Annotated in this window: 28 protein-coding genes; 14 read left to right on the top strand and 14 right to left on the bottom strand. The window is 38.4% G+C overall.

The genetic code is table 11. The features are described from left to right. Nucleotides 1-23: 23 nt before the first annotated feature. Nucleotides 24-182: a YtzI protein gene (gene ytzI / locus NSQ77_RS07325; RefSeq protein WP_339229947.1), complete on the bottom strand. Its 159-nt coding sequence runs from the start codon at nucleotides 180-182 to the stop codon at nucleotides 24-26. A gap of 438 nt (nucleotides 183-620) precedes the next feature. On the opposite strand from ytzI, the gene ehuB reads away from it, so the two are divergent. From ehuB to ehuA, 4 genes are all read left to right on the top strand, one after another. Beyond that, nucleotides 621-1,496 (top strand): ectoine/hydroxyectoine ABC transporter substrate-binding protein EhuB, encoded by an 876-nt coding sequence (ehuB, locus tag NSQ77_RS07330; RefSeq protein WP_339229949.1) that lies wholly within the window; start codon nucleotides 621-623, stop codon nucleotides 1,494-1,496. A 307-nt stretch (nucleotides 1,497-1,803) separates the two neighbouring features. After that, a complete protein-coding gene (ehuC, locus tag NSQ77_RS07335) occupies nucleotides 1,804-2,466 on the top strand; it encodes an ectoine/hydroxyectoine ABC transporter permease subunit EhuC (protein WP_339229950.1) in 663 nt (220 codons plus the stop codon). Then, nucleotides 2,463-3,155 carry an ectoine/hydroxyectoine ABC transporter permease subunit EhuD gene (gene ehuD, locus NSQ77_RS07340; protein WP_339229951.1) on the top strand — a complete coding sequence of 231 codons (693 nt, stop codon included), beginning with the start codon at nucleotides 2,463-2,465 and terminating at the stop codon, nucleotides 3,153-3,155. Before ehuC ends, ehuD begins: the two co-directional genes overlap by 4 nt. Before the next feature lie 26 nt (nucleotides 3,156-3,181). After that, a complete protein-coding gene (gene ehuA, locus NSQ77_RS07345) occupies nucleotides 3,182-3,952 on the top strand; it encodes an ectoine/hydroxyectoine ABC transporter ATP-binding protein EhuA (RefSeq protein ID WP_339229953.1) in 771 nt (256 codons plus the stop codon). A gap of 231 nt (nucleotides 3,953-4,183) precedes the next feature. Here the strand turns inward: ehuA and murB are convergent, their stop codons facing one another. The 4 genes from murB to NSQ77_RS07365 all read right to left on the bottom strand — a co-directional run bounded on the left by murB (nucleotide 4,184) and on the right by NSQ77_RS07365 (nucleotide 7,546). Further along, complete coding sequence (gene murB, locus NSQ77_RS07350; protein WP_339229955.1) at nucleotides 4,184-5,107, bottom strand: UDP-N-acetylmuramate dehydrogenase; 924 nt, start codon at nucleotides 5,105-5,107, stop codon at nucleotides 4,184-4,186. 330 nt (nucleotides 5,108-5,437) lie between these two features. Next, entirely contained in the window at nucleotides 5,438-6,256 is an 819-nt protein-coding gene (locus NSQ77_RS07355; RefSeq protein ID WP_339229956.1) for an alpha/beta fold hydrolase, read from the bottom strand. Continuing rightward, a complete protein-coding gene (locus NSQ77_RS07360; protein WP_339229958.1) occupies nucleotides 6,256-6,645 on the bottom strand; it encodes a YbaN family protein in 390 nt (129 codons plus the stop codon). The genes NSQ77_RS07355 and NSQ77_RS07360 overlap by 1 nt, the downstream gene beginning before the upstream one ends. A 100-nt stretch (nucleotides 6,646-6,745) precedes the next feature. Beyond that, nucleotides 6,746-7,546 (bottom strand): histidinol-phosphatase HisJ family protein, encoded by an 801-nt coding sequence (locus NSQ77_RS07365; RefSeq protein WP_339229959.1) that lies wholly within the window; start codon nucleotides 7,544-7,546, stop codon nucleotides 6,746-6,748. Between the two features lie 189 nt (nucleotides 7,547-7,735). Here NSQ77_RS07365 and hisZ point away from each other — a divergent pair, with 189 nt between their 5' ends. The 9 genes from hisZ to hisC all read left to right on the top strand — a co-directional run bounded on the left by hisZ (nucleotide 7,736) and on the right by hisC (nucleotide 15,620). Further along, entirely contained in the window at nucleotides 7,736-8,989 is a 1,254-nt protein-coding gene (hisZ, locus tag NSQ77_RS07370; RefSeq protein ID WP_339229960.1) for an ATP phosphoribosyltransferase regulatory subunit, read from the top strand. Then, nucleotides 8,990-9,616, top strand: coding sequence for an ATP phosphoribosyltransferase (gene hisG, locus NSQ77_RS07375; RefSeq protein WP_339229962.1), 627 nt, complete (start codon nucleotides 8,990-8,992; stop codon nucleotides 9,614-9,616). A gap of 5 nt (nucleotides 9,617-9,621) precedes the next feature. Continuing rightward, a complete protein-coding gene (gene hisD / locus NSQ77_RS07380) occupies nucleotides 9,622-10,920 on the top strand; it encodes a histidinol dehydrogenase (RefSeq protein ID WP_339229964.1) in 1,299 nt (432 codons plus the stop codon). Continuing rightward, on the top strand, nucleotides 10,901-11,485 hold the full coding sequence (hisB, locus tag NSQ77_RS07385; protein WP_339229965.1) for an imidazoleglycerol-phosphate dehydratase HisB: 585 nt from the start codon (nucleotides 10,901-10,903) through the stop codon (nucleotides 11,483-11,485). Before hisD ends, hisB begins: the two co-directional genes overlap by 20 nt. A gap of 370 nt (nucleotides 11,486-11,855) precedes the next feature. Continuing rightward, a complete protein-coding gene (hisH, locus tag NSQ77_RS07390; protein WP_339229966.1) occupies nucleotides 11,856-12,461 on the top strand; it encodes an imidazole glycerol phosphate synthase subunit HisH in 606 nt (201 codons plus the stop codon). Continuing rightward, nucleotides 12,458-13,180, top strand: a complete 723-nt coding sequence (gene hisA, locus NSQ77_RS07395) for a 1-(5-phosphoribosyl)-5-[(5-phosphoribosylamino)methylideneamino]imidazole-4-carboxamide isomerase (RefSeq protein ID WP_339229967.1) — start codon at nucleotides 12,458-12,460, stop codon at nucleotides 13,178-13,180. Before hisH ends, hisA begins: the two co-directional genes overlap by 4 nt. Continuing rightward, a complete protein-coding gene (hisF, locus tag NSQ77_RS07400) occupies nucleotides 13,170-13,934 on the top strand; it encodes an imidazole glycerol phosphate synthase subunit HisF (protein ID WP_339229969.1) in 765 nt (254 codons plus the stop codon). The genes hisA and hisF overlap by 11 nt, the downstream gene beginning before the upstream one ends. Then, nucleotides 13,931-14,572, top strand: coding sequence for a bifunctional phosphoribosyl-AMP cyclohydrolase/phosphoribosyl-ATP diphosphatase HisIE (hisIE, locus tag NSQ77_RS07405; protein ID WP_339229971.1), 642 nt, complete (start codon nucleotides 13,931-13,933; stop codon nucleotides 14,570-14,572). The genes hisF and hisIE overlap by 4 nt, the downstream gene beginning before the upstream one ends. Then, a complete protein-coding gene (gene hisC / locus NSQ77_RS07410; protein ID WP_339229972.1) occupies nucleotides 14,565-15,620 on the top strand; it encodes a histidinol-phosphate transaminase in 1,056 nt (351 codons plus the stop codon). The genes hisIE and hisC overlap by 8 nt, the downstream gene beginning before the upstream one ends. A gap of 44 nt (nucleotides 15,621-15,664) precedes the next feature. Here the strand turns inward: hisC and NSQ77_RS07415 are convergent, their stop codons facing one another. From NSQ77_RS07415 to fni, 8 genes are all read right to left on the bottom strand, one after another. Further along, on the bottom strand, nucleotides 15,665-16,378 hold the full coding sequence (locus NSQ77_RS07415) for a SurA N-terminal domain-containing protein (RefSeq protein ID WP_339229974.1): 714 nt from the start codon (nucleotides 16,376-16,378) through the stop codon (nucleotides 15,665-15,667). Between the two features lie 284 nt (nucleotides 16,379-16,662). Then, on the bottom strand, nucleotides 16,663-17,718 hold the full coding sequence (locus NSQ77_RS07420) for an iron chelate uptake ABC transporter family permease subunit (RefSeq protein ID WP_339229976.1): 1,056 nt from the start codon (nucleotides 17,716-17,718) through the stop codon (nucleotides 16,663-16,665). A 4-nt stretch (nucleotides 17,719-17,722) separates the two neighbouring features. Further along, the gene (locus NSQ77_RS07425; protein ID WP_339230956.1) at nucleotides 17,723-18,721 is read right to left on the bottom strand and encodes an iron chelate uptake ABC transporter family permease subunit; all 999 of its coding nucleotides are present in this window, start codon (nucleotides 18,719-18,721) and stop codon (nucleotides 17,723-17,725) included. A 35-nt stretch (nucleotides 18,722-18,756) separates the two neighbouring features. Then, the gene (locus NSQ77_RS07430; RefSeq protein ID WP_339229978.1) at nucleotides 18,757-19,797 is read right to left on the bottom strand and encodes a siderophore ABC transporter substrate-binding protein; all 1,041 of its coding nucleotides are present in this window, start codon (nucleotides 19,795-19,797) and stop codon (nucleotides 18,757-18,759) included. A 584-nt stretch (nucleotides 19,798-20,381) separates the two neighbouring features. Then, the gene (locus NSQ77_RS07435) at nucleotides 20,382-21,152 is read right to left on the bottom strand and encodes an ATP-binding cassette domain-containing protein (RefSeq protein WP_339229980.1); all 771 of its coding nucleotides are present in this window, start codon (nucleotides 21,150-21,152) and stop codon (nucleotides 20,382-20,384) included. A gap of 769 nt (nucleotides 21,153-21,921) precedes the next feature. After that, complete coding sequence (locus NSQ77_RS07440) at nucleotides 21,922-22,635, bottom strand: DsbA family oxidoreductase (protein ID WP_339229982.1); 714 nt, start codon at nucleotides 22,633-22,635, stop codon at nucleotides 21,922-21,924. Between the two features lie 234 nt (nucleotides 22,636-22,869). Next, complete coding sequence (locus NSQ77_RS07445) at nucleotides 22,870-23,325, bottom strand: DUF2188 domain-containing protein (protein WP_339229984.1); 456 nt, start codon at nucleotides 23,323-23,325, stop codon at nucleotides 22,870-22,872. A 117-nt stretch (nucleotides 23,326-23,442) separates the two neighbouring features. Further along, nucleotides 23,443-24,498, bottom strand: a complete 1,056-nt coding sequence (fni, locus tag NSQ77_RS07450; RefSeq protein WP_339229986.1) for a type 2 isopentenyl-diphosphate Delta-isomerase — start codon at nucleotides 24,496-24,498, stop codon at nucleotides 23,443-23,445. Nucleotides 24,499-24,699: 201 nt separating this feature from the next. Between fni and NSQ77_RS07455 the strand changes: the two genes are divergently transcribed. Further along, nucleotides 24,700-25,239, top strand: coding sequence for an HD domain-containing protein (locus NSQ77_RS07455; protein WP_339229988.1), 540 nt, complete (start codon nucleotides 24,700-24,702; stop codon nucleotides 25,237-25,239). An 82-nt stretch (nucleotides 25,240-25,321) separates the two neighbouring features. Here the strand turns inward: NSQ77_RS07455 and rsgA are convergent, their stop codons facing one another. After that, nucleotides 25,322-26,386, bottom strand: coding sequence for a ribosome small subunit-dependent GTPase A (gene rsgA, locus NSQ77_RS07460; protein WP_339229990.1), 1,065 nt, complete (start codon nucleotides 26,384-26,386; stop codon nucleotides 25,322-25,324). Between the last annotated feature and the right edge of the window lie 226 nt (nucleotides 26,387-26,612).

Genomic DNA, 26,612 nt, shown 5'->3' on the forward strand with positions numbered 1-26,612 from the left:
ACGCCCCAGCCTTTTTTTGCTGTCTAATCATCTTTTGTTTTATCTTCATTTTCAGTATCCTCCGGCAAAGGATCTACTGAATGCTTATACCCATATCCTTTAGACAACGTCACAAGTGAAAGCCATACGACAAGTATTACGACGACTACAGATATGACACCAACAACTACGTACGTTCCCACATGCAAAACCTCACTTTATTCAATTAATTTCAATTCATTATGCTATTACTGCCTTCTTAATTACTTCTAGATTAACCCACTCCAATAAGTAGTTCAATAGTTTCGTTAAAATAACGTATAAAGCAGTTGCAGAGTTTTTCATAAATCAGTCAAACAAGATTCTCTTCTTTTACCAAATCTGGGGCATCGAAGAGTATTTGAGATTATTTACAAGCATTTTTCTGTATCAAAGAGTTTAAATGAGGCCAGCCCAAAATATAAGGTTTAATTCGGAATTAACTTAATATACAGGATTTGAATGAAAATTGACAAATCTATAACATTATAAATACGAATGTGAAAAAAACATTTTTCACATATACGGTGGTACATATCTAGTCCATTATCACCAAGCGAAACAGAACTGGTTTTAATATTAAACAGGGAGGTCTTTTCATTTTGAAAAAAACAGGCTTTACAGTACTTATTGCTTCCATATTCATATTTTTAGCTGCATGCGGCGATGATACAGCTAATGGAAACGGAAGCAAGCTAAAAGAATTACAAGAATCAGGAACCGTTACGATTGGCTTTGCCAACGAAGCTCCATATGCCTATGAAGAAAATGGAGAGCTAAAAGGTGCATCTGTTGCCATTGCTGAGGCAGTTTTTGCAGAGCTTGGGATTGATACAGTTGAAGCTCAGCTTTCTGATTGGAGCCAATTAATTCCTGGATTACAGGCTGGTCAATTTGATGTAATCACTGCGGGAATGGCGATTCAGCCAGCACGCTGTGAAAATGTGGCATTCAGTGAACCTACAATGCAGTATGGGGAAGGCTTGGTCGTAGAAGCTGGCAACCCCCTTGGACTGGAAAGCTATAAAGATATTGCAGGTAATCCTGATGTTACGGTTGTCGTAATGGAAGGTGCAACAGAAATAGGCTTTTTACAGGAAGAAGGAGTGGATCCTAATCAAATTGTTACTGCACCAGATATTGCTGCAACGTTCTCCGCCGTCCAGTCTGGTCGTGCAGATGCAACAACCGGAACTGAAATGACAGTTAAAATGGCATTTGAATCCGCAAATTCAGATGCACTTGAATTTGTCGAATCCTTTGAGCAACCGAATATTAAGGGTGTACCAAGCTACGGGGCAGAGGCATTTAACCTAAATGATGAGGATTTACGTGATGCTTACAATGAAAAGTTAGCAGAATTAAAGGAAGATGGCACGATTGCGGAGCTATTAGATGAAAACGGGTTTAGCAGTGAGAGTAATTTTGTACCAGTAGATGAAGTGACAACAGAAGAAGTTTGCAACGGGGAAGTGTAAAATTTTTTTGATAAAGTGACATGTCATTTAGTGGCGGGCTCCTTCTCCCCCACTTAATGTTGCCATTACAAGGAGACCAGCAGGCCGTTGAACAGAATCAGGAATTTAGGGGATGTTTCCTCCGCCTTTACGTTTATGCTTTTCTCACGCTGGTGTTGGTGTATTGCAGCATTAATGCGTGATAAAGTGATGAATCCATAGGGTCTGTTTCCCTTCGTCCCGGGAAGCAGACCCTATATTTTTTCCAGAACATTCAGAGCATATGATTTTATTTTGAACTAAATCGAAACTTGAAGGAGTGATTACTATGAATGCAATCATAGAGATTTTTCCACAGCTTGCAAGAGGACTTCAAGTAACGATCACCGTCCTGCTTGCTTCAGCAATTCTAGCTTATTTAATGGCTTTTATTGCTGGATTATGCCGTCTTTCTCAGAGTTTTTTCATCCGGAAATTCACTGGATTTTATGTGGAAGTTTTTCGTGGTACTTCCTTAATTGTTCAGTTATTCTGGCTTTACTATGCCATTCCAATGCTTTTTGGCATTCAGTTAGGTTCCAACTGGTGGGCCGGTGTGATTGCCATTGGTTTAAATTACGGTGCGTACCTTTCAGAGGTTGTCCGTGGATCCATTCTTTCTGTTGCAAATGGTCAATCTGAAGCCGCAACAGCACTAAACATGTCACGCTTCCAACGTATGCGACTCGTTATTTTTCCGCAAGCAGTAAGGATGATGCTTCCTGAATTCGGTAACTACACCATACAAATGCTAAAAGGAACTTCATTAGTTTCCTTAATTGGGATGACAGATATTTTATATTATGGCGATATTATTCGAAGCTCTAACCTGTCGCAGGCGCCAATTGTCTACCTATTAGTTCTTGTCTTCTACTTTATCCTTGCGCTACCACTTATTTGGTTGACAAGAAAAGGGGAACGTATTTCTAAGAAAGGAGTTGCTAACGGATGAATAATAACTGGAGCTGGGAAACATTTATGGACGCCCTTCCCTTCGTATTGCAGGGACTATGGATAACTGTTAGCTTAACGATTACATGCTATTTATTTGCTCTCCTATTCGGTTTTGTATGGACATTTCTCAGAAAAGTGCCGAATACATTTTTCAATTGGGTAGTTACTTGGATCATGGAATTTATTCGTTCTACTCCCCCGCTTGTTCAGCTTTTCTTTCTTTTCTATGCATGGCCAATGATGCCAGGAATCGGTGTTACGTTAAGTCCTTTTACAAGTGCAGTGCTCGGTCTTGGAATCCATTTTAGCACGTATATTGGTGAAATCTATCGATCCGGTATCGAAAGCATTGACAAAGGACAATGGGAAGCTTCTAAAGCGCTGAATTTTTCCACTGTTGATAAATGGAGGAAAATCATTTTACCACAAGCGATACCACCAACAATACCGATGCTCGGCAACTATTTCATCATTATGTTTAAAGAGGTTCCGCTTGCTTCTACAATAGGAGTTGCTGGTATAATGCTTATGGCGGATAGTTATGGCGCGCAAAACTGGTCATATTTAGAGCCGTTAACTATAGTTGGAATTTTATTCCTAGTCCTCAGTTATCCATCTGCGGTACTGATTAAGAAATTAGAAATTAAAATGAATACACGCTTTGATAAAAATGCGGCGATTAAATAGAATTTAAAACATGGGGATGTGATATTGTGTCTGAAGCCATCGTAAGATTCCAAAATGTACATAAATCCTTTGGTGATTTTGACGTATTAAAAGGAATTAATTTAGATATAAAGCCAGCTGAGAAAGTAGCTGTTATTGGACCTAGTGGGTCTGGAAAAACAACAATTATTCGAATGCTGATGACATTGGAGGAGCCGTCGTCAGGTGATATTATCGTGGACGGCAAAAATCTCTGGAAGATGGAAAAGAAAGGGAAAATGGTAAAAGCGAATGAAAAGCATTTAAGAGAAGTTCGTGGAGATATCGGAATGGTGTTTCAGCATTTTAACCTTTTTCCACATATGACAATTTTAGAAAACTGTATGACAGCACCGATTCATGTGAAAAAGGAAAGTAAAGAAGAGGTTCGCGACCGCTCCGTGAAAATGCTTGAACGTGTAGGGCTTGGAGACAAATTGGATAGCTATCCAAACCAGCTTTCCGGCGGGCAAAAACAGCGTGTGGCAATGGCTCGTGCACTTGTCATGCGGCCGAAGATTATGTTGTTTGATGAAGTGACGTCAGCACTTGATCCAGAGCTTGTTGGCGAAGTGCTTGAGGTTATACGGGATCTTGCCAAACATGAAGATATGGCAATGGTGCTTGTGACACACGAGATGGACTTTGCTCTTGATATCGCGGATAAAGTGCTATTCCTGGATGAAGGGGTCATTGCAGAGCAAGGTACGGCAAGCGAAGTGATTGAACACTCCGAGAATGAAAGACTGCAAGGGTTCCTGCGACGGTTCAGAGGATAAATTAGAGGTATTACCCGATTGGTTGGGGTAATGCCTTTTTAGTTTGTTCAGATGTGGGGGCGATGGTGCTGTTTTCTTGGGTATTGGTGCTGTTTTTCTAGCGGATGGTGCTGTTTCTCGGACGGATAGTGCTGTTTCCGCGTCAAGTGGTGCTGTTTTTTTAAGAGATGTAGTGAAGTAATTAAATAAAAGCTGCGTCCATCCGTTCAAGATGGTCACAGCTTTCTGGTTTTACTCTACTGGGTCCTCACCAATTATTCTTACTTCCCGTTCCAGATTCACTTTAAATTTCTCTTTTACGGTTTTCTGTACATGCTGGATGAGTTCAATGTATTCTTTTGCTGTTGCATTGTTTTTATTGACGATAAAGCCTGCATGCTTGAGCGATACTTGTGCGCCGCCAATCTGTTTTCCTTGAAGGTCACTGTCCTGGATTAATTTTCCGGCAAAATGGCCAGGCGGGCGTTTAAATACACTTCCACAGGATGGATATTCTAATGGCTGCTTTGATTCTCGTTTATATGTTAGATCGTCCATTACTTCTTTAATCGCTTTTGGGGCACCCTCTTTTAATGTAAAGGTTGCTTCCAAAACGATGTACCCACGATCAGGTATATTACTTGTACGGTAATCTAAATCCAATTGCTCTGCTGTTAATGTGAGAAGCTCCCCTTCCCGGTTAACGACCAGCGTACTTGTTAGTACATCCTTGATTTCACCGCCATAAGCGCCGGCATTCATATACAACGCTCCGCCGACGGATCCTGGTATACCACACGCAAATTCCAAACCAGTCAGCTCTTCTTTTAATGCTTCTCGTGAAACATCGATAATTCTCGCTCCGCTTTGAGCGATCATCCGATTACCATCTGTTTTGATCGTAGCAAGCTTTTGCAAATTCATTACGATGCCACGAATACCGCCATCTTTCACAATTAAATTGGAGCCATTCCCGAGCATCGTAAAAGCTATATTTTCTTGATTCGCTAGCTTAATGATTTGCTGCACTTGTTCATATGTTTCCGGTGTTACATAAAAATCTGTCTGCCCGCCTAAACGAGTGTACGTATGATTTTTTAAGTGTTCGTTCACCATCACATTACGCTCAGATGTTAATGCTATTAATTTATCGTATAGATGATGATTCATTGCCACCCTTATCATTCCTTTAATAAGTTATCATTTTTGGCTTCCTCGCAAGGCAGCAGTACTGCTTTTATGCTTCCCTATTCGCTCAGAATGCCTTCATTTAATGGATATAGATAGGTAATTTTATCACTACCTGCTAAAAAGTCACCGTTTTATAAACAATCTTTATCACGATTAACGGGCTGTAATATCCCATCTCTATATGCATGTGAGTAAAGCAAAAACATATAAAATTGGGGTAAACATCCCATAAACCCCCTGACTTTGTTCACCTAACAGTCTGGGAGAGCGGAAAAGCGTCCTCACTGAATGAAGTTTCACTTTATCTATTGTAAGTTATTGCCCATCATCTTGCCACAAAAATGAATAAATCATTTTATCTATTTCTACACTCTCATGTAATGCACTATGACCAAGTTTATGATCATCAATTATAATTTCCCGTAATTGATTTCTTGGTATAATCATTCGTAATGCCTGAACACTTTCTGGGAGTGCAACAGTATCTCCTGTACTTCCAATATTGAGCACTTGAATATCCTCTGGAAATGAACTTTCCCTTAGCAATTGCAGTGCCAGTGAATCGGGCTTTAAATCCTCCGCTGCTGCATCTTGATGAATTTGAAAATATGCTTCACTATAAATGCCATCAAATGGACTGCCAATGGTTACTAGCTTATTCACTTCTGGATAACCATTACCCGCAAAGTCCATTGTATATTTAAGTGCAAGTATTCCGCCCATTGAATGCCCTACAATATTTACAGAATCAATTTTATACTTTTCCTTCATTTGCAAGAGGACTGCTGATACCCACTCCGCACTATCGGCAAAGCTTGCCCGATTATCTTCTAATATAATTTGAATAAACGTTGGCGCATATCTTCCCTTGTTTAAATTATAATCACGGATACGCCCTTCTTTAGTAACATAGTAGATCAATCCTTTATTCCCCCAGCCGTATTCATGCTCAAACCGATCAAGCATATAGCCGAAGGAATTCTTTGTACCTTTATATCCATGAATAAACACGGTTGGATCTCCAGAATAATGCTCCGATTTTGCATTGTTAGGCATCGATATATACGTAATATATCCAACAATTAATACCAAAATTGTTGTTATTTTCAGCCTATGCTTTTTAATGAAATACATTACCTCACCTGCATATTTTTCCTTAGTGTTTTCTGTTTCAGAATAAACCATGTAAAATAGGAGCCAATTAAAAATAACAGAATTTTTACCATTACTAAAGGAATTACAAATGCAATTGTATACAGCATCGAAATCCACAATATCGTAACACTAATAACCTTGGCTTTTAATGGTATTCCTTTCCCCTGCCGATAGTTCAATATATAAGATCCGAAATATTTATTCGTGATTAACCACTGATATAATTTATCAGAACTGCGAACATAACAAGCAGCTGAAAGCAAAAGAAATGGTGTAGTCGGCAATAATGGCATCACGATTCCCAACACACCAAGCACTAATGAAACAGAGCCTGCAATGATTAAAAATATTTTTTTAATAGATTTCATAAACAATCACCAGCTACATGTGTTAATTGAACACCTTTATTATACCATCTCCCTATCTTTACAATCGACTCATGCTGAAAAATTCATAGAAATTTCTTATCTATTTAAGAAGGCTTGCAAGTGGATAAAACACTGGCTCTCCATCATTAAATGCTGCAATATGTTTAAATCCGATAGTGTCGAGCAATGCTAATGCTTCCTTAAATTGATATGCTAATGTTGTTTCCACATGGGAGTCCGATCCAATTGTAATAATTTCTCCTCCGCATTCCTTATATAGCTTTAAAATATCTGGGCTTGGCATCCCACTTTCCAATCCATATCGATAGCCTGACGTATTTAATTCAATTCCTTTCCCCGCTGCAATGATTTCCTTAAAAATAGCTGACAGAATTTCGTGGAAATGATTGGTACTCTTCTCTTCCGTATACCGTTTAACAAGATCAATATGACCAAGAACACTAAAGCTTTTAAATTTGCGAATGCATGCAAGTAATTCTTCATAATAAATTTGATATGCTTCATCAACTGTTTTACCTTTAAAAAATTCTCCAGAATGAAGGTCTATTCCCGCAGTTGCATGCATGGAGCAAATAACAAAATCAAACACCTCATTTTGCATTAAGGTTTCATATCGCTCTAACAAATGTGGCTGCAAACCAATTTCCACACCTTTTTTTATGCGTATCTGATTGCTGTATTTCTGCTGCATCTGTTTTATTTTGTCGTCATATTTTTTTAAGTCAAACTCAAATACCCATTCCTTATCTGGATAATCATAATCAATATGCTCTGTAAAACAAATTTCATTAAGGCCGAGAGTAATCGCTTTTTCAATTGTTGTTTCCATCGGTGTGTTGCAATCTGCTGAAAAATCACTATGAATATGGTAATCAAACATTTCATCATCTCCTGTTTTCTTTGTCCAGCTCCAGAGGCAAGCGACATTTCACTTAATTTTTCAAGTCACAAACCTATAGCTTCCGATTTTATTTGGTGTTGACTTTTATGAATATACTAATTATAATACTATATAACTTTAATTAGTTAAAGCGATAAAGTATTAAAGCTATAAAAAGGAGTTTTTAGAATGCAACGATACACGCTGAATGATAACAGAAACAAGCATGTAGAAGATTTTCAAGTAAGAGATAATCTTATTGCAACATTGAAAAATCGCTTTACTACCTATGGCTATAAACAAGTACGGACGAAAGCCTTTGAAAACTATGAGATGTATTCGGACATTACTGGCACGGTAAAGAAAGATGATATGATTAAAGTCATTGATACAACGGGGAAAATTCTCGTCTTGCGCCCTGATGTTACCATTCCCATTACCCGGATGATGACAGCAGTAAACCAAACAGACGATGCATTTTGGCAAAGACTTTTCTATGTGCTGGATGTATTTCGTCAGTCACAAGAGCAGCCAAATCAAAAAGAAAGTACACAAGCAGGCGTTGAGTTTTTTGGAGAGAATTCACCTGAGGCAGATGCTGAAATTATTATGCTGGCAATTCATACATTAAAAGATTTGGGCTTTGAAAATTTCAAAATTGAAATTGGTCATGCGGGATTCTTTAAAGAGCTCATCCAGCAAGCTGCACTTTCCGAACAGGATTTACAACAGCTGCAAGCTCTTATTCAATCAAAAAATATAGCAGATATGGAATTATTCCTGCAAGGTATGCCGATTGAAAAAGAATTAAAGCATGCAATCCAATCGATTCCCCTTTTATATGGCGAGCCGGATCAAGTTATCCAGCAAGCTGAAAAAATTATTCGCAGTGCCCATATGCAGCATGTTTTGCAAAATTTGATTGATGTATATGCGTTAATTAAGGATTATGGTGTTGATGAATATGTCGCTATTAATCTCGGATTAATTAATAATATGAATTACTATACAGGCATCATCTTCCAGGGGTTTGTCGATCGAATTGGGCAGCCAGTATTAATGGGTGGAAGATACGATCATCTTGGAGAGCAGCTGAATAAAGAAATGCCTGCGATTGGTTTCGCATTTGAGGTAGATTTACTTATTCATGCTATTTTAGAGCAAGGTTTAGCAAAATCCCTTGATCCTCAAGTAGATGCAGTGATTTATTATACGGATGAAAAGCAGCAGGAAGCTTTAACTGCCGCATTTAAAATAAGAAATAATGGATATCGGGTTTTAAGTTTTCGGAATGATTCAAGTAATGGAAATATCCTTCCAGCAAAAACAATAATCCGTTTTGAAGAGAAGCAAAACCTTTTCTCGAACAATCGTATAGAAAAACCATTTTCTCAGACAGATGAACTTATTACACTGCTTCAGAATTACAGGGAGGGATACTAATTGCAACCTATAACATTGGCACTTGCCAAAGGACGTCCAGCTAAAAGCACGATTGCTCTATTGGAAAAAACAGATGTTCAGTTTGAAGATTTTCATGAAGATAGCAGAAAGCTAGTCTTTTATAATAACGATCGATCTATTAAGCTGCTTTTCGTAAAAGCAATCGATGTTCCTACCTACGTCGAAAAAGGAGCTGCTGATATTGGGATTGTCGGCAAAGATAATATTCTTGAATCCCAAGCAGATGTCTATGAACTACTCGATTTAAAGCTGGGAAAATGCAAATTTGCAGTTGCTGGAAAAACAGATTATCGCCCTGAAAAGGGACAGCAGCTAACGATTGCAACAAAATATCCAATCATTGCCCAAAAGCATTTCGAAAAAAAGGGCGAATCAATTGAAGTTGTTAAGCTAAATGGTTCCGTTGAACTGGCTCCATTAATCGGGCTTGCCGATTTGATTGTTGATATTGTAGAAACTGGAAACACCCTAAAAGAAAACGGGCTGACCGTTCTGGAAGATATCGAGCCAATCAGTACGAGATTGATTGTCAATAAAGCAAGCTTTGCTACAAAATCAGGTGAAGTACAGCAAATTATCTCACAGTTAAAGTCAGCATTGGAGTGATCAGTATGAAAATACAAACGCGTGAGCAGTTTTTACAGGAATATGCAGCTAAAGAATCTAATCAACTGAAGGAACAAGAGCTTGATGAAGCTGTACTAAACATTATTCGTGAAGTACGAAAAGATGGTGACGAGGCATTATATCGATACACAGAAAAATTTGACCTTGCAGCACTAGAGACCCTTGTTGTTTCTGAGGGAGAATTGTCAGAAGCAAGAAAACAGGTGGATGCGTCTTTTCTGGAAGCCTTGCAGCAAGCCAAAGAAAATATTGAGATGTTTCACAACGAACAAAAGGAACAATCCTGGTTTGTGAATAAAGAACCAGGTATTTTACTCGGACAAAAAGTAACCCCGCTTGATAAAGTTGGTGTTTATGTTCCAGGTGGAAAGGCAGCCTATCCTTCCACAGTGTTAATGGATGTCATCCCCGCCAAAATCGCTGGCGTCGAGAAAATCGTGCTAACAACCCCGCCACAAGCAAATGGAAAGATTAATCCTCACGTGCTTGTTGCCGCACAGCTTGTCGGGGTAGATACAATATATAAGGTTGGCGGTGCACAAGCAATTGCTGCGTTAGCCTATGGAACAGAAACCATCGAAAAGGTTGCCAAAATCGTTGGTCCAGGTAATGCATTCGTCGCAAGAGCAAAAAAATGGGTTTATGGCGATGTAGCGATCGATATGATTGCAGGTCCAAGTGAAATCTGTGTTGTTGCAGATCAAACTGCCCCACCAAGCTTTGTTGCTGCAGACTTGCTCTCACAGGCAGAGCATGATGAATCAGCAAGTTCGATTTGCGTTACAACGAGTGAAACATTAGCAAAGCAAATCCTTGCAGAAGTTGAACAACAAATAAATGCACTTGAACGAAAAGAGATAATTACACAATCATTAAAGGAAAATGGAAAAATAATCGTCACAGCGAATCTGAACGAAGCATTTTCCGTTGTAAATGAAATTGCACCAGAGCATTTACAGCTAATGGTTGAAAACCCATATGATAGCCTTTCTTATATTAAAAATGCTGGCGCTGTTTTTCTAGGAAATTATTCACCAGAACCATTGGGAGACTACTTTGCAGGACCCAATCATACATTACCAACAAACGGGACAGCAAAATTCGCCTCACCACTTGGCGTATATGATTTCATGAAAAAGTCGAGCATTATAAGCTACTCCAAAGAGGCACTGCAGCAAGCTTCTGATTCAATTATAAAAATTGCTACGGTGGAAGGGCTGACTGGACATGCCAATTCCATTGAGCTTCGAAAGGATGAACAAAATGCGTCAGGCAAAAATTGAACGTTCAACAGCCGAAACATCCATTGAATTAGATTTAACAATTGATGGTACTGGGAATACCGCTATCCAGTCCGGTGTCGGCTTTTTGGATCATATGCTTTTATTACTTACCAAACATGGTCTATTCGACTTAGAAGTCACATGCAATGGAGATTTGGAAGTCGACCAGCACCACTCTGTGGAAGATATAGGAATTGCTTTAGGCGAAGCTTTTCGGCAGGCACTAGGAAACAAGGAAGGAATTACAAGATATGCAACCGTAACAACTCCAATGGATGAAGCCCTGTCAACAATCTCCTTAGATATAAGCGGGCGCCCTTATTTCGTATATAACGTGGAGGGCCTAAAAGATAAAGTAGGAAATTTTGATACTGAGCTGGTTGAAGAATTTTTCCAAGCATTCGTCAGCAATGCTAAGGTAACACTTCATATCAACCTTGCATACGGGAAAAACACGCACCATATGATAGAATCCATTTTCAAAGGATTTGGGCGTGCATTAGATCAAGCGACTATGCTAAACCCGAGAGTGAAAGGAATCCCTTCCACAAAGGGGAGTTTGTAAAAGAACAAAAGCGGAAAACACCTTTACAGGCGTTGCGACGTCCTGTGCGTCGTAACAACTTACCGACTGCGCCCCCCAACAGTGGGGCTGGTTCGATTTGTCGAGCATTCCTGCGAGAAGATTCACTCCAGAGTATAAGATGAACGATAACTTTTGTCTTTATGGGCGAAAAGTCAAGTTCATCTAAAGGAAAATGCCCTTTTAGGAGGTTATCGGCGTTAAGCGTAGCCTGATTTTTGCCACATCCTTTTACTTGGAGACGATGCCCGTCTTCACCACAAGGGTGTAAGTGTGATTAAGGCTCGCTGCGGCTTTAGTGAAGCTGGACGTAGCAGTTCACAACGATTTTTAACAGAGAGGAAGAAACAAGATGATTGCAATCATTGATTATGGTGCAGGAAATATTAAAAGTCTGCAATTTGCGCTTGCAAAACTAAATAAAGAATCCATCTTAACAACTGATCCACAAGTAATCAAGGATGCTGCATCAATCATTCTTCCTGGCGTAGGTGCCTTCAAGGATGCAATGGATGCTATTAATGAACTTGGATTAACAGATGTGATTAAACAAGAGGTTCAATCAGGAAAACCAATTCTCGGCATCTGTCTTGGCATGCAGCTATTTTATGATAAAAGCTATGAGGATGGAGAATGGGAAGGCCTTGGGCTGCTAAGAGGAAATGTAAGTCGCATTAAAGAGCAAGTAAAAGTTCCGCATATGGGCTGGAATACAATTGCAAAGCGTGCGGAAAGTCCATTAACGCTTAATCTAACAGATAATTTTTACGTTTATTTCGTTCATTCCTATGCCGTTGAGAAACTTGAGGAAGCAACACTTGTTGGCAGCACCGAATACGGCGGCCGTGTTCCTGCTATAGTCCAGCAGGGAAACATTACAGGAATGCAATTTCACCCGGAAAAAAGCGGGGATATCGGTATTCAATTACTTGCAAACTATGAGGAGATGATTTCATGATTCTATTCCCAGCAATTGATATTCGCGGCGGAAATTGTGTCCGCCTTATCCAAGGCGATTATAACAAAGAAAAAGTTTATGGCAACTCCCCAACAGATATGGCTCTGCAATGGGAAAATAAGCGAGCTGCATATCTGCATACCGTTGACCTGGATGGTGCTAAAACTGGTGACTCTCTTAATCGAGATGCCATTAAAGCAATAGCCAAACAAACGGACATTCCTGTACAGGTCGGCGGAGGCATTCGTTCCTTAGATACCATAGAGGATTATCTTAACGCTGGTATCGCTCGTGTAATTATTGGTACAGCAGCTATCACAGACAAAGTCTTTTTAAAAGATGCAGTGGAAAAGTTCGGATCTCGCATCGCTGTCTCCATTGATGCACGGAATGGCTACGTCGCTACAGATGGCTGGACAGAAACGAGTTCCATCAAGGCCATTGATCTTGTCACGGAACTCGAACAGCTTGGTGTCGAAACAATTGTCTACACGGATATCATGAAGGATGGCATGCTGCAAGGGCCGAACTTTGAAGAACTGCAGGCAGTAAACGAAGCGACAAGTATGGATGTTATCGCATCAGGTGGCGTTTCAACGAAGGAAGATATAAACAAGCTAAAATCAATGAACATGTACGGCGCGATTATTGGCAAAGCATTATACGACGGCACATTAAATTTTGAAGAATTAACGGAGGATGACAGCTATGCTCGCTAAACGAATTATCCCTTGCCTTGATGTGGATAAAGGTCGTGTTGTAAAAGGGAAAAAATTTCAAAATATCCGGGATGTTGACGATCCAGTTTCATTAGCCAAAAGATATAACGCAGCCGGCGCAGACGAGCTTGTCTTTTATGATATTACTGCTTCCAATGAAGAACGCAATATTTTCCTCGATGTCGTTGAACAGGTTGCAAAGGAAATTGCTATTCCATTTACCGTTGGTGGTGGAATACGAACCATTGAGGATATACACAAAGTGCTTCGTTCTGGGGCAGATAAAGTGTCCATCAATAGCGCCGCTGTGACAAACCCGCAGCTAATTAAAGACGCTGCTTTGAAATTTGGCAGTCAATGCATTGTCTTATCGATCGATGCAAAGGAGGTCGCACCGAACCAGTGGAATGTTTTTACGAAAGGTGGCCGTCATGACACTGGAATCGATGCGATAAAATGGGCGAAGCAGGGGGAAGAACTTGGCGCTGGAGAACTTGTCATTAATGCAATGGATTCAGATGGCGAGAAGGACGGCTATAATATTCCATTAACGAAGATAATTGCGGCTACTGTTAATATTCCTGTCGTTGCAAGCGGGGGCGCTGGAATACAGGAGCATTTTCTTGCTGTGTTAGAACAAGGTGCTGATGCGGCACTGGCTGCATCTGTGTTTCACTATGATGAAATCGGGATACCTGACCTCAAGTCATATCTTCAGGAGCATAATATCATCGTCAGGAGGGAAAGCAAATGAAAGTAAATATCGAACAACTCGTTTTTGATGAAAATGGCTTAATCCCTGCCATTGTTCAGGATGCTGCCACAGGAGAAGTATTAACATTAGCATATATGAATCAAGATTCACTTAATAAAACAATTGAAACGAATGAAACATGGTTTTTTTCAAGAAAGCGTCAGGAGCTATGGAATAAAGGGGAAACATCAGGAAATAAACAGCAAATCGTAAAAGTTTCTTATGATTGTGATGCTGATGCATTATTAGTTCAGGTTAATCCACTCGGCCCTGCATGTCATACTGGGAATGAAAGCTGCTTTTACAATAAGCTGTATTCAAATGATATACCAGCATATGATATCGTTTATCAAGTAATCGCAAAAATCAAGGATCGAAGTAAAAACCCTGTTGATGGCACATACACATCATACCTCTTTGAAAAAGGGGTCGATAAAATCTTGAAAAAGGTCGGAGAAGAAACTTCAGAAGTAATTATTGGCGCAAAAAACAATGACAAACAGGAACTAACAAGCGAGATTGCTGATCTTACGTATCATACACTCGTATTAATGGAAATTATGGATGTATCTCTGTCAGATATAAAAAATGAATTAGTTAAAAGACATATTCAAAAGGAAGGTCAACAACGTGAGTAAATTTTGGAGTGACATGGCAAAGCGCTGTACACCCTATATTCCCGGGGAACAAATCAATCGTGCAAATATAATTAAATTAAATACGAATGAAAATCCGTATGGTCCATCGCCAAAGGTTATCCAGGCAATTCAAAAGGAAAGCGAGCAAGCCTTAAATCTCTATCCTTCTCCTACAACAGATCAATTAAAGGAGGATATTGCAGCATTCAATTCCTTATCTAAAGAAAATGTTTTCGTTGGTAACGGCTCAGATGAAGTTCTGGCATTTTCGTTCATGGCTTTCTTTGATGTGAATAGACCGATTCGCTACCCAGCTATTTCGTATAGCTTTTATCCCGTATATGCGAAGCTGTTCGTTATTCCGGCCGAAGAAATTGCCCTTCAGGATGATTTTACGATACCTATAGAGGATTTCTACCAATCAGATGGAGGCGTTATTTTTCCAAATCCAAATGCGCCAACAAGTGTTTATATGGAACTCGATGCAGTGAAGAAAATCTTGGACAACAACCCTGACCGAATTGTCATTGTTGATGAAGCCTATATCGATTTTGCTGCGGAGTCTGCTGTTTCATTAATTAATTCCTATGAAAACTTGCTTGTTATTCAAACGATGTCGAAGTCAAGATCACTGGCAGGACTTCGGATTGGGTTTGCACTGGGGCATCCTGACCTAATTGAAGGTTTGACCCGCATTAAAGACTCCGTGAATTCCTATACAGTAGATCGATTGGCTATTGCTGGAGCAGAAGCTGCTATAGCTGACGTGTCTTATTTTAACGATACGACAGAAAAAATTATTCGAACGAGGGAATGGGCTATTGTTGAAATGGAAAAACGCGGATTTACTGTCCTTCCCTCCCAAACGAATTTTATTTTTGCAGCACATTCTAACCAAGACGCAGGCGAATTATATGCAGCTTTAAAAGAAAAAGATATACTTATTCGATACTTTAAAGTACCTATGATTGACAATCATGTTCGGATTACGATTGGCACAGATGAACAGATGGCACAATTTTTCAATATGCTCGATACAATACTATAATTTTAAAAAAGCATCGCCCAAAAAATAGGTGCGATGCTTTTCTTTTACAATACATTTTCAACTTCTGCATTTTCTTTTAATTCATCAATTCTTGTACGCAGCTGCTCACTTTGTTTCTCATTCGTAAGCACATCTTTAATTTGTCCTTCAACCTCTTCAAGTTTTCCAATTTCTCCATTTTGCTCTTTCAGCTGGTCATAATATTCCTGTACTTCCTTATCTTTAACATCAACTTCAAATTCCTTATCCATATATTTCTGTGTAACTAAATCACCCATCAGCTGCTCTTTGAATTCATCCTCTGACAATTGCAGCTGTTCTAGCAGAGTGGAAAATTGCTTTCCACTTGTTTCTTTAATGGTATCCAGTTCTTTTTGCGCTTCCTTTTCTGTCACTTCAATACCCTGTTTTTCAGCGTCCTGTTTAATAAGTGCTTGTTCAACAAGAATGGAAACTGTTTGGTCTTTGATTGAATCAGTGTTACTGACATCTTGTCCGTATTGGTACATCGTTGTTTTTACTTGTGTATATATTGGATTATACTCCGATCCAGTAATTTCTTCTCCATTGACAACAGCGACAGGAGTTTTTTCATCCAGTTTTTCTTTCTCTGTGAACTCTAATTCCTGTTGTGCAGGTTGCTCTGAATTCTTGCTGCCTTGTGTATCTTCATTCTCTTTCTTTTCATCATTCCCGCCACATGCAGCTAGCATGATAATAATAACAAATGCTAACGACAGCATACCTAACTTTTTCATAATGGACTCCCTCATTTCTATTAAGTCTTCTTTCATTCAACCACATATCTATATATGATTTCAAGCAGAAACAAAATGGGGATTTATCCAGTCATCGCTGTCACATCGGGGTTTTGGGGAGCTTATTTACAGTTGGATAACAAAATTTACTTACTTTTGCTTTGTATTGGGACAACGGTCACACTATCTATGGCAGACAAAAAAAATACCCTCAAATCTGTTGAAGGCAATTACACATTACATTTAACAGATGAGGATATAAAAGTATTGGTAAACTCAAATTATCATAAAGTCTTCCTCTTTAAAATTATAATTAAAAACGTTAATCCACCAACAATTTCGATAATAATTGAAACTACACCTTGAGCGTTAAATACATGATTCATAATAAAATAGGAACCAGTCAGTATCAAAAACCCGGTAGCAAGAGCCATAGGAAAAATATATCTATGATCATAAGTTGGCGCCAGCTGATAACTCAATGTTGCAACTAAAAATCCAAAGAAAGTAAGCGGTCCAACCAACGCCGTTGAGACTGACATCAAAATAGAAACTAATACAAGAACATAAATGATACTAAATTGATGGTTAACTCCCAAAGAACTAGAAATATCTTTTCCAAGCGACAATACATTTAAGTTCTTAGAATAAGCAAGAAGAAGTAATGCAACAATTATTACGATTGGAATCGCTATATGAAAATATTCTGAGTCCGCATTATTGACAGAGCCAAACAATTTTGCCTGTAAAATATCAAATTCAGCCGGTGCAAGCAGCTTTCTCATAAAAGTTGACAAAGACCTTAATCCAGTTCCAATAATGATTCCAACCAGAAGCATCAGTTGTAAATTTCCATACTTTCCGGATAGTAACCATCCATAAAGTATTAAACACATCAAGACCATTACAACCACTTGCAATAAAAATGGTCCAGTACCACTGTAACCTATAAATACACTGGCACCAAAGAAAAACATTGTACCCGTATGTATGGTGGAGTAAAGGGCTTCAAATCCTAAAAGTGAAGGAGTTATAACCCGATTATTCGTAACCGATTGGAAAGCAACGGTCGCCAAGCTTTGACAAACTGCTGCAATAATCATTGCAATAATAGCTACCATTCTTCTTTCTACAACTGGGATAAAGGAAGGGGAATCTACTGGAACTGGATTGTTATAAACTAAAAGTCCGTACGAAGAAAGAAGCCCTAATAAAATCAATGCTGTCAGTATTATCCAATACGTTCTTGCATCTTTCTTAGAACGAAAAGATTTAGCTGCTCTATTTTTATTAGGAAGGCTAGAATTAATTTTGACATTTTTTTCATTAGTATAATCCAATTCGTTATCCTAGCCTCCTTCTTCTCAATAAAATAACAATAAATACGACTGCACCGACTGTTCCAAGTATCAAAGAGACAGGTACTTCAAACGGCATGATAATTGTCCGGGATATTATATCAGAAATGGTTAGGGCACCCATTCCAGACACACAAACCCAAGGCAAGTTACTCCTAAGATCATCGCCTCTAAACATGGAAACAATATTTGGTACAATTAAACCTAAAAAAGGTAAATTTCCAATAACAGCTGCGACAATTCCAACTGCAAGAGCAATAAGACCTGTACCAATAAGAACAATCTTATTATAACTAACTCCAAGACTTGTTGTAACATCTTCCCCTAACCCAGCTAAAGTCAATCTATCAGCATAGATAAAAATAAGAATAGTAATTAAAACAATCAGCCATAGATATTCATATCTTCCAATTTGAATCGACGCAAAAGAACCTACAAACCAGGTTTCAACATTTTGGGACATTTGAAAAACGAGTCCAATAAAAGTGGAAATTGCAGAAATAACCGCTCCAAGCATTATCCCAATAATCGGGACAATTAAAGACGAACGAAGTTTAACTCTTCTTAAAAACAAAAAGAAAACCATCGTTCCTATAAAGGAAAAAATGATTGCCCCTGTCATTCTTTGGACTAAAGTTGGCGCAGGAAATACTAAATAAGCAAAAATTAATCCCAAGCCTGCCCATTCAATTGTTCCTGTTGTAGTTGGTTCAACTAAGCGGTTTTGTGTAATAAGTTGCATGACGAGTCCTGACATTGCCATTGCAGCTCCAGTAAGCATTAATGCAGCTGTCCTTGGAATACGAGTGATGAAAAACATATCCATTCCATCCTCTTGTCCCCGTATATCATAAACCCCAGTAAACATTGAAATAATACCAAGAATAATAACAATTATAATGGCTACTATAAAAGGTTTCGTCCATATTTTATGATGATTAGAACGTTGGGGCTGAGAGTTCTCAGCCCCGAAGGTTCCTTGTATTGTATTTTTAGGCACTATAGTTATACTCCTCTATACTACTCAGCAAAAGTATTTGCAAGATCTTCAAATAACTTTATAAAAGTTTGTATTGATTCATTTGTATACGTGTCTGCCGGTGCATAAACTAACTGTCCTTCAGAAACGGCAGTTGTGTTTTGAAGGGCAGGTGAATTATCAATAACATCCTGAGCAGGGACTGCATCTGTGGATGATGATACCGCAGCATCACGATCTAGTACAAAAATCCAATCTGGATTTGTTTGTGCAATAGCTTCAACAGAAATATCATCACCCTGGTGATCTGAAGAAGCTTGGTCAATTTCTAATGCTGGAGTCCATTCGAAAATATCATACAATGGTCCCCAAACACGACCGGAATGAGGAGCTGAAAAAGCAATGTCTCCACCAGATACTATAACACTCATGACTGTATCTGTCCCGTTATATGCAGACTTAGCTTCTTCAATAGCCTGATCAAAATCAGCTACCAATTGTTCAGCCTCTTCATTTTTATCAAAAATTTGCCCCAAAGAGAGCGTAGAATCTTTAAATCCATTTACTAAGTTTTCTCCAGGTGTATTAGCTTCCTCGGAAACATCAATATTAAGATCGATAACAGCTGCATTTGGTACTATTTCTTTTATATCTTCATAATAGCTAGCAAATCTCTGACCGACAATTACAACTTCAGGGTCTACAGCTGCTATAACTTCAAGGTTTGGTTCACGGTGATTTCCAATATTTTGAACTGACTCATCATCTACATATGGTGAATCTGCAGGCATTACATCCTTTGGAGCAGCAGATAATTCAATTCCCCAATCAGATAATGTTTCAAAAGTTCTATTATCTAAAGCAACAACATTCTTTGGATTTACTGGAACTGTAACTGTTCCATGAGCATCCTTAATTTCGACCGTTGCATCTTCAGCAGAATCCTCTTTCTCAGCAGAATCATTTACTTGCTCATCAGTTTCATCCGTTTCATTGCCTGAATCTGAGCAGGCTGCCAACATCAAAGCGAAAATTGCGAAAATTGCTATAATAAATGCCGATTTAAAATTAGACTTTCTCATTTCTTCTACCTCTTCCCTTATGTAAGTTTTATAGACCAGCAGACTATTGAATTGATGAAATTAATATCTATGTTATATTTCAGTGCATGATTTAAATATTAATTATTTCTATTTTACTATAGTGCACAGCTACAATACGAAACATTGATATTGATAATCAATCTCAATAACTCCATTTAAAGTATACCAAATCAAAAGGCGTTGTCAACTGTGTTTTGAAAGCTTTCATTATTTAAACTTATATCTTGCACTGTGTATAATCATCAGTTTAAAAATCCCATTCCGTTCTCAATTGCAGATGTCATGCTAAAATGATTCATATGAGAATAGTTACTTAAACAATGAAAGAAACAGCTTATACACAAGCTTCTTGGAAAGTTCCAACGAATTGATTGAAAACTATGTTCCACACCATAAACATACGTGCTCCCTATGATTGAAGCACGCATGAAGATTTAACGTTTCTGCTAGCTGTACCAGCATCAAGTTAAATTGCCGTACAGAATATTTTCCCCTAGATGTATGCATTGAGAATGAATGTGATTTGGACAACTTGGCATCTGGATTGTATTTGTTAACTTCTTTTAAACGATATGAGAGTCAAAGTATACGCAAAAACGACAACCGTTTTGCATATGAACTGGAATGTGCATATCATAGACTTCGTTTAATGACTCTGAATTAATAATTTCGTGTGTTGGGCCATCTTTCACGAGACGTCCATCTCTTAAAGCTACAATGTGATCTGAATAAACAGAAGCAAAGTTAATATCATGCAATACAATCACAACTGTTTTACCTAGCTCATCGACAAGCTTCCGTAATATTTTCATGATTTGTACAGAATGCTTCATATCCAAATTATTTAATGGCTCATCCAGTAAAATATATTCTGTGTCTTGGGCAATAACCATAGAAATAAATGCACGTTGCTTTTGACCGCCAGACAGTTCATCTAAGAATTTATGTTGAATATCTGTTAAATTCAGATATTCAATTGCCTGGTCGACGATTCGATTATCCTCAGCATTTAGACGACCTTTCGAGTAAGGATATCGACCAAACGATACCAATTGTCTAATGGTTAGTTTCACATTTAAAAAATTCGCTTGTCTTAAAATGGCAATACGCTTAGCGAATTCATTCGATTTCATATTTTTTATATTGTTTTTGTCTAGTAATACATCTCCAGTATCTGCATCAAGCAATCGGCTTACCATAGAAAGTAGCGTTGATTTCCCTGCACCGTTTGGTCCAATAAACGACGTAATTTTGTTAGGTTTAATTTGAACCGATACATCTTTTACGATAGATTTATTTCCATACTTCTTTGTCAAACCTTTTATTTCGATCATGTCGTAGCCCTGCTTTCTTTAAGTATTAAATAAATGAGATAATTATCACCAGTAATATTTACTGAAGGTATTGTATGTTATATTTAAATTAAGACATGTAGCACAAGAAATTTTCATAACGTTGTCCAAGTATTTTTCTAAGAATCAGCTTCCATTGAAAGGTGACTCTCTTCATCTGTGAAGTTTCATCTCCCTACTACCCGTATTTGGAAAGAAGTTACCAGCAGCTCCCATGTACATTTTTGTAGAGATATTTCATTATTGAACAACATTAGTGCTGCGTTTCATTACTAGACGGAGCTAATAATATAATTAATAATGATTATCATTATTAATTATATTATAGATGACACGCATTTTAAAATCAATGTTTCTATCTATAATCCAGCTCAGAATAATAAATTTATTTCAACTTTGGCTATGCCGCGTTAAGCAACATCTACCGTAAACTTAGCTTTCACCTTTCTCATCAATCGTCAACAATTCACAAAGAATGGTTATGATGCCAACAGTATTATGATATTTTTTTATTCCGTGGATGATATTAAAAAGTTTTTTGGTAATTAGAATACCTGAATAAAATCCTACGAACTTGAAGGTTTTCGAATTTATCGACATTACGGATAAATAATAAAAAACTGCCCCCGATTGTTAGAGTGTGTCTAACAATTGAGGGCAGTTCATTGCAACATGCTTTTCATTTTTTATTCTTGTTAGCTCGTATTCAAAAGAAGGATAAAAAGAACGGGGTCGTCATTTTCACGCTCCCTTATTGATTGCATCCTTCATCCGTACAATACGACGTTTCAGACTTCTTTGGATTTAGCGATTGAAGAACCGGCTTCTCTTTTTCTTCTTCCCAAACCTTGTTAAGCACCTCTTCGAATACTTCGGAAGACTGGGCTCCAGAGACAGCATATTTCTCATTAAACACAAAGAACGGAACACCCTGCACCCCGATTTGACGTGCAACATCAATATCCTCATTCACTTTATTTCGATATTTATCTGAATGCAAAATGTTTTCCGTTTCTTCTTTATTCAAACCTGCCTCAGCCGCAAGCTTAACCAGTGTATCATGATCGCTTAACAGCTCAGATTCGGTAAAATATGCGTGAAGGAAACGCTCGGTAACTTCTTTTCCTTTTCCCTTCTCTTCAGCATATTTAGCTACTCGATGGGCATCAAACGTATTTGCATATTTCATATCATCAAAATTATAATTTAATCCTACAATGGCAGCTTGTTGGCCAACCTGCTGATTCATTGTTTTAACTTGCTCAATAGGAATCCCTTTTAATTCAGAAAATGTTTCATAGAAATTTTTTCCTGGTATATGCTCGGCTGTTGGATCCAGCTGATAGCTTTTATATTCTATTGTAATCTTATTTTTATGCGGGAATTTTTCCATTGCGTGTTCTAGCCTGCGTTTTCCGATATAGCAAAACGGGCAAACAAAATCGGACCATACTTCGATTTTCATTTTTAGCACCTCGCTTTCCTGTAAAATAGTTTACCATAGTAGCATACGATCTAAAACTAATGTGCTTGATTTTATGATGTTCATTGAAGACCTGAAGTGTTGTACAGAGTCATTAGCAGCCGGTTTCATTTGATTAGGTTTTACGATTGCTGATAAAAATATTTTCCTGATGATAATAAACAAAGGCTGCCTATTTGGGCAGCCTTTGTTATTGCACTTTTCTATTTGAAAGTCTTATTTATGAAACGTCTTTTTATCTTGAACAGTACCGTCCTGTTTATAAATTGTTAATGAAGTGCCCTTATTTTGAGCAATTTCCTTGGCTCGTTTAACTGCCTCGTCTTTGTTATCAAAAACCTTACTAGCACGATTTGCACCGCTTGATTGCACTGCCCATCCGTCTTCATGCGCTATAACCTGCTCTCCTTCTTCCAATCGCTCTGGATTACTGTCATATTTTTTACCTTCTTTTGACCTCTCCGTCGGTTTACCATGCCGTTTATAGTCTTCAACCTCTTCTTTTTCGGCATTTTCACGCCATTCCTTTGCTTGTGTAATAGCTATTGGGATTGCACGGTCATCTGGATAGCCCTCATCCACCATAGAGTTGGCAATATCAATTGCTTTCTTTCTTGTAACCTCATTCAAATTTTTCATAGAAGAAGGGTAATCACCTAGTGTCCAAGGCACTCTAATCACTCCCTTAAGTTTTCATAACGATTCCCTTATTATCTGTTATAAAAACATGAGGTGTGAGTCATTCATTGACTGTTATTTAAATGTAAACAAGAAAAAAACAGCTATCATTCAGCTGTTTTCTTCTAATAAAGACTGGCCCATAATACTGACGCGTTTTGTATTTTTTAACTCCGTTAAGTTTTTTACTCCAATGCCAAACATTGTCATTTTTAATTCGAGTTCAATTTGCTCCATTGCTTCAATTACTGCTTCCGGAGATTCTGTTGCTGCCTGCAGCAAATGACGTGCAAAGCCAATCACATCTGCACCAATTGTAATAGCCTTCGCGGCATCGACCCCTGTTTTCATCCCCCCACTGGCAACTAATGGAACTTCAGGAAGCTTGCTACGAACTGAGACAATACAATCTTTTGTAGGTATGCCCCAATTATTAAATGCCTCTGCAGCCGCTTTGCGTAGCGGATCACGAGAACGTAATTTTTCCACCTGGCTCCAGGACGTGCCGCCTGCACCAGCAACATCAATATATGAAATCCCTGCATTATATAATTGTTGAGCGACTGTACCATCAATCCCAAAACCAACTTCTTTTACTCCTACAGGTTTATCTAAAATTTTGCAAACCTGCTCAATTTTTGGAAGAAGGGATTCAAAGTTTAAATCTCCGCCATCCTGAACTGCTTCCTGTAAGCTGTTTAAATGCAGTACAATTGAATCTGCACCAGTTTTATCAATAATTCGCTGACATTCATCCGCTCCATAGCCATAATTAAATTGAACTGCTCCGATATTGGCAATGATTGGAATCGATGGAGCTTGCTCACGGATTAAAAAGGATTCCTTATGTGCATCACTCTCTAAGAAAGCTCGTGTTGAACCAATCGCAAATGCCCAGCGTTTCTCTTCAGCAGCTATCGCGAGATTCTGATTAATCGTCGTTGCAAGCTCTGAACCACCTGTCATGGAGCTGACTAAAAATGGTGCTTTGAGGTCCTTTTCAAGAAAGCTCGTATCCAGTGCAATATCAGCAAAGTTTATTTCCGGCAACGCGTTATGTATAAAACTGATTCCTTCGAGACCAGTTGACTTATTAACTCCTTCAACATTTCCAGTTAGACAAAGACGAATATGTTCAGTCTTACGTTGATTGATTCCTTGTTCCATGTGAAGTACCCCCGCAAAATTTAAATTAACGTTACCTTCTAGTTTACTTGTTTCCTTGGTGAAAAGAAAGCGAAGTGACGCTTATCATTTCAATAGGTATAATTGACAGGACACAATATGTTTTTTTAATATCCGTATTCTATTTTTATTATATGTTATATTAAAAGAAACAAACCGTATCCTGACAGGGAGGCAATCACATTGAAGAAGAAGGCTAAACAATTCGCAGCAAAAGCACATGAAGGACAAAAACGAAAGAACTCGGATGCCCCCTATATTACCCATCCTGTTCGTGTTGCTGAACGGTTAGAGGCGGCTGGATTTCGGGAGGAGTTAGTTTGTGCCGGATATCTGCATGATGTTGTAGAAGATACACTGGTAGAACTGGAGGATATTGAACGCGAATTTGGTCCCGAAATAGCTCGTCTCGTTGCAGCACACACGGAAGATAAATCAAAATCTTGGCAAGAGCGTAAACAACACACAATCGATATGATAAAAAACGCTGATCCGGAGGTGAAATATTTAGTTGTAGCAGATAAACTTGATAACCTGCTTGGTTTAGAAAAAGACTTGAAGGATCAAGGTGAAGCTGTCTGGGAAAAGTTTAATGCTGGCAGAGAAAAGCAAGGATGGTATAACAAATCGATTGCTTCCAATATGTACGCCGGATTAAATAACGAGGTGGTTCCTGATTATTTCCAATGCTTTGAGAAAGCTGTAGCGCGTGTATTCAACTAAATAGACGCCTTCTGAGTTTGTAAATAGCGATAACTCCTCATATACAAAAGCACCTTTCTTAAAATTAAGAAAGGTGCTTTTCTTATCGCTTTTTATGATGTTTATAATACACCTTTTGGGATTTTGAAATATGCTTCCATCTGCTTTTCTCATCCTGTTTTGCCTTCTGATTTTGTTTTCTTTTCTCATAAGCAAGCTCACGCTGCAGTTTTAAATAGCTTTCAAAACGCGCTTCAGATAGTTCGCCATTCACTAAAGCATCCTGAACACGGCAACCTGGTTCTGTATCGTGTTTGCAATCCGTAAACCGGCATTCAAAAGCAAGCTCTTCAACATCTTGAAATGTTGTATCAATCACTGATTCGCCATCCCATAATTGCAGCTCCCTCATGCCTGGCGTATCAATTAACAATGCTCCATTTGGCAGACTAAACATTTCCCGATGTGTTGTTGTATGGCGGCCCCTGCTATCCGATTCGCGAATCCCTGTGGTAGCCTGGACTTCTTTTCCTAGCAATATGTTTACTAATGTCGATTTGCCAACTCCAGAAGACCCTAATAATGCAACCGTGCTGCCAGCTGGCAAATATTCCATTAATTCGGAAACACCTTCTTTTGTAACACTGCTTACTGCAATAATAGGTATGCCTATCGCAACTTCCTCTACTGCTGTTATAGCAGCTTCCATCTCATCCTGTGAACAAGCATCTTTTTTAGTCAGTACAATAACTGGTGTTGCTCCACTGTCATAAGTTGCTAAAATATAGCGTTCTACTCTCCTAACATTCAAATCGTGATTTAATGAATTAACAATAAAAACAGTGTCCATATTCGCTGCCACAATTTGTGCTTCAGTTTTCAAACCCGCTGCCTGTCTCACAAATTGGCTTATACGTGGTAAAACCTTTCTGATAACAGCTTTTTTCTCTTCTTCAAGTTTCTGGACTTCAACCCAATCACCAACCGCAGGATAATCCAGTGTATCATTGGTTTCATTCAACAGCTTCCCGCTTAGATGGGCCATATACTCCATTTTTCCATCAGAAATGCGATAGCTATTTTTTTGTACCGTAATTACACGAGCTATATTTTCAGGACTATTTAATTGGCTGGACTGATCCCAACCAAGTTTATGAAGTTGATCCAATTTTAATTTTCCTCCTAATTGTCTGGAGGAAAAGTCATTTTATACCGACCGTTCCTCCATTTTGATACTTGTTTTCTGATATTGTTTCTTTAGCGTGTAAATCATAAAACATCACTCCTTTCAAAATGGATGAACTTTATTAAACTTTATATTACTACAAATACATACATGCCACAATTAATGACGATATCAATCCACGCCTTTATACAGAAGAAATCGACGCAGC

The organism is Oceanobacillus sp. FSL K6-2867, from assembly GCF_037963145.1.
Classification (GTDB): domain Bacteria; phylum Bacillota; class Bacilli; order Bacillales; family Amphibacillaceae; genus Oceanobacillus.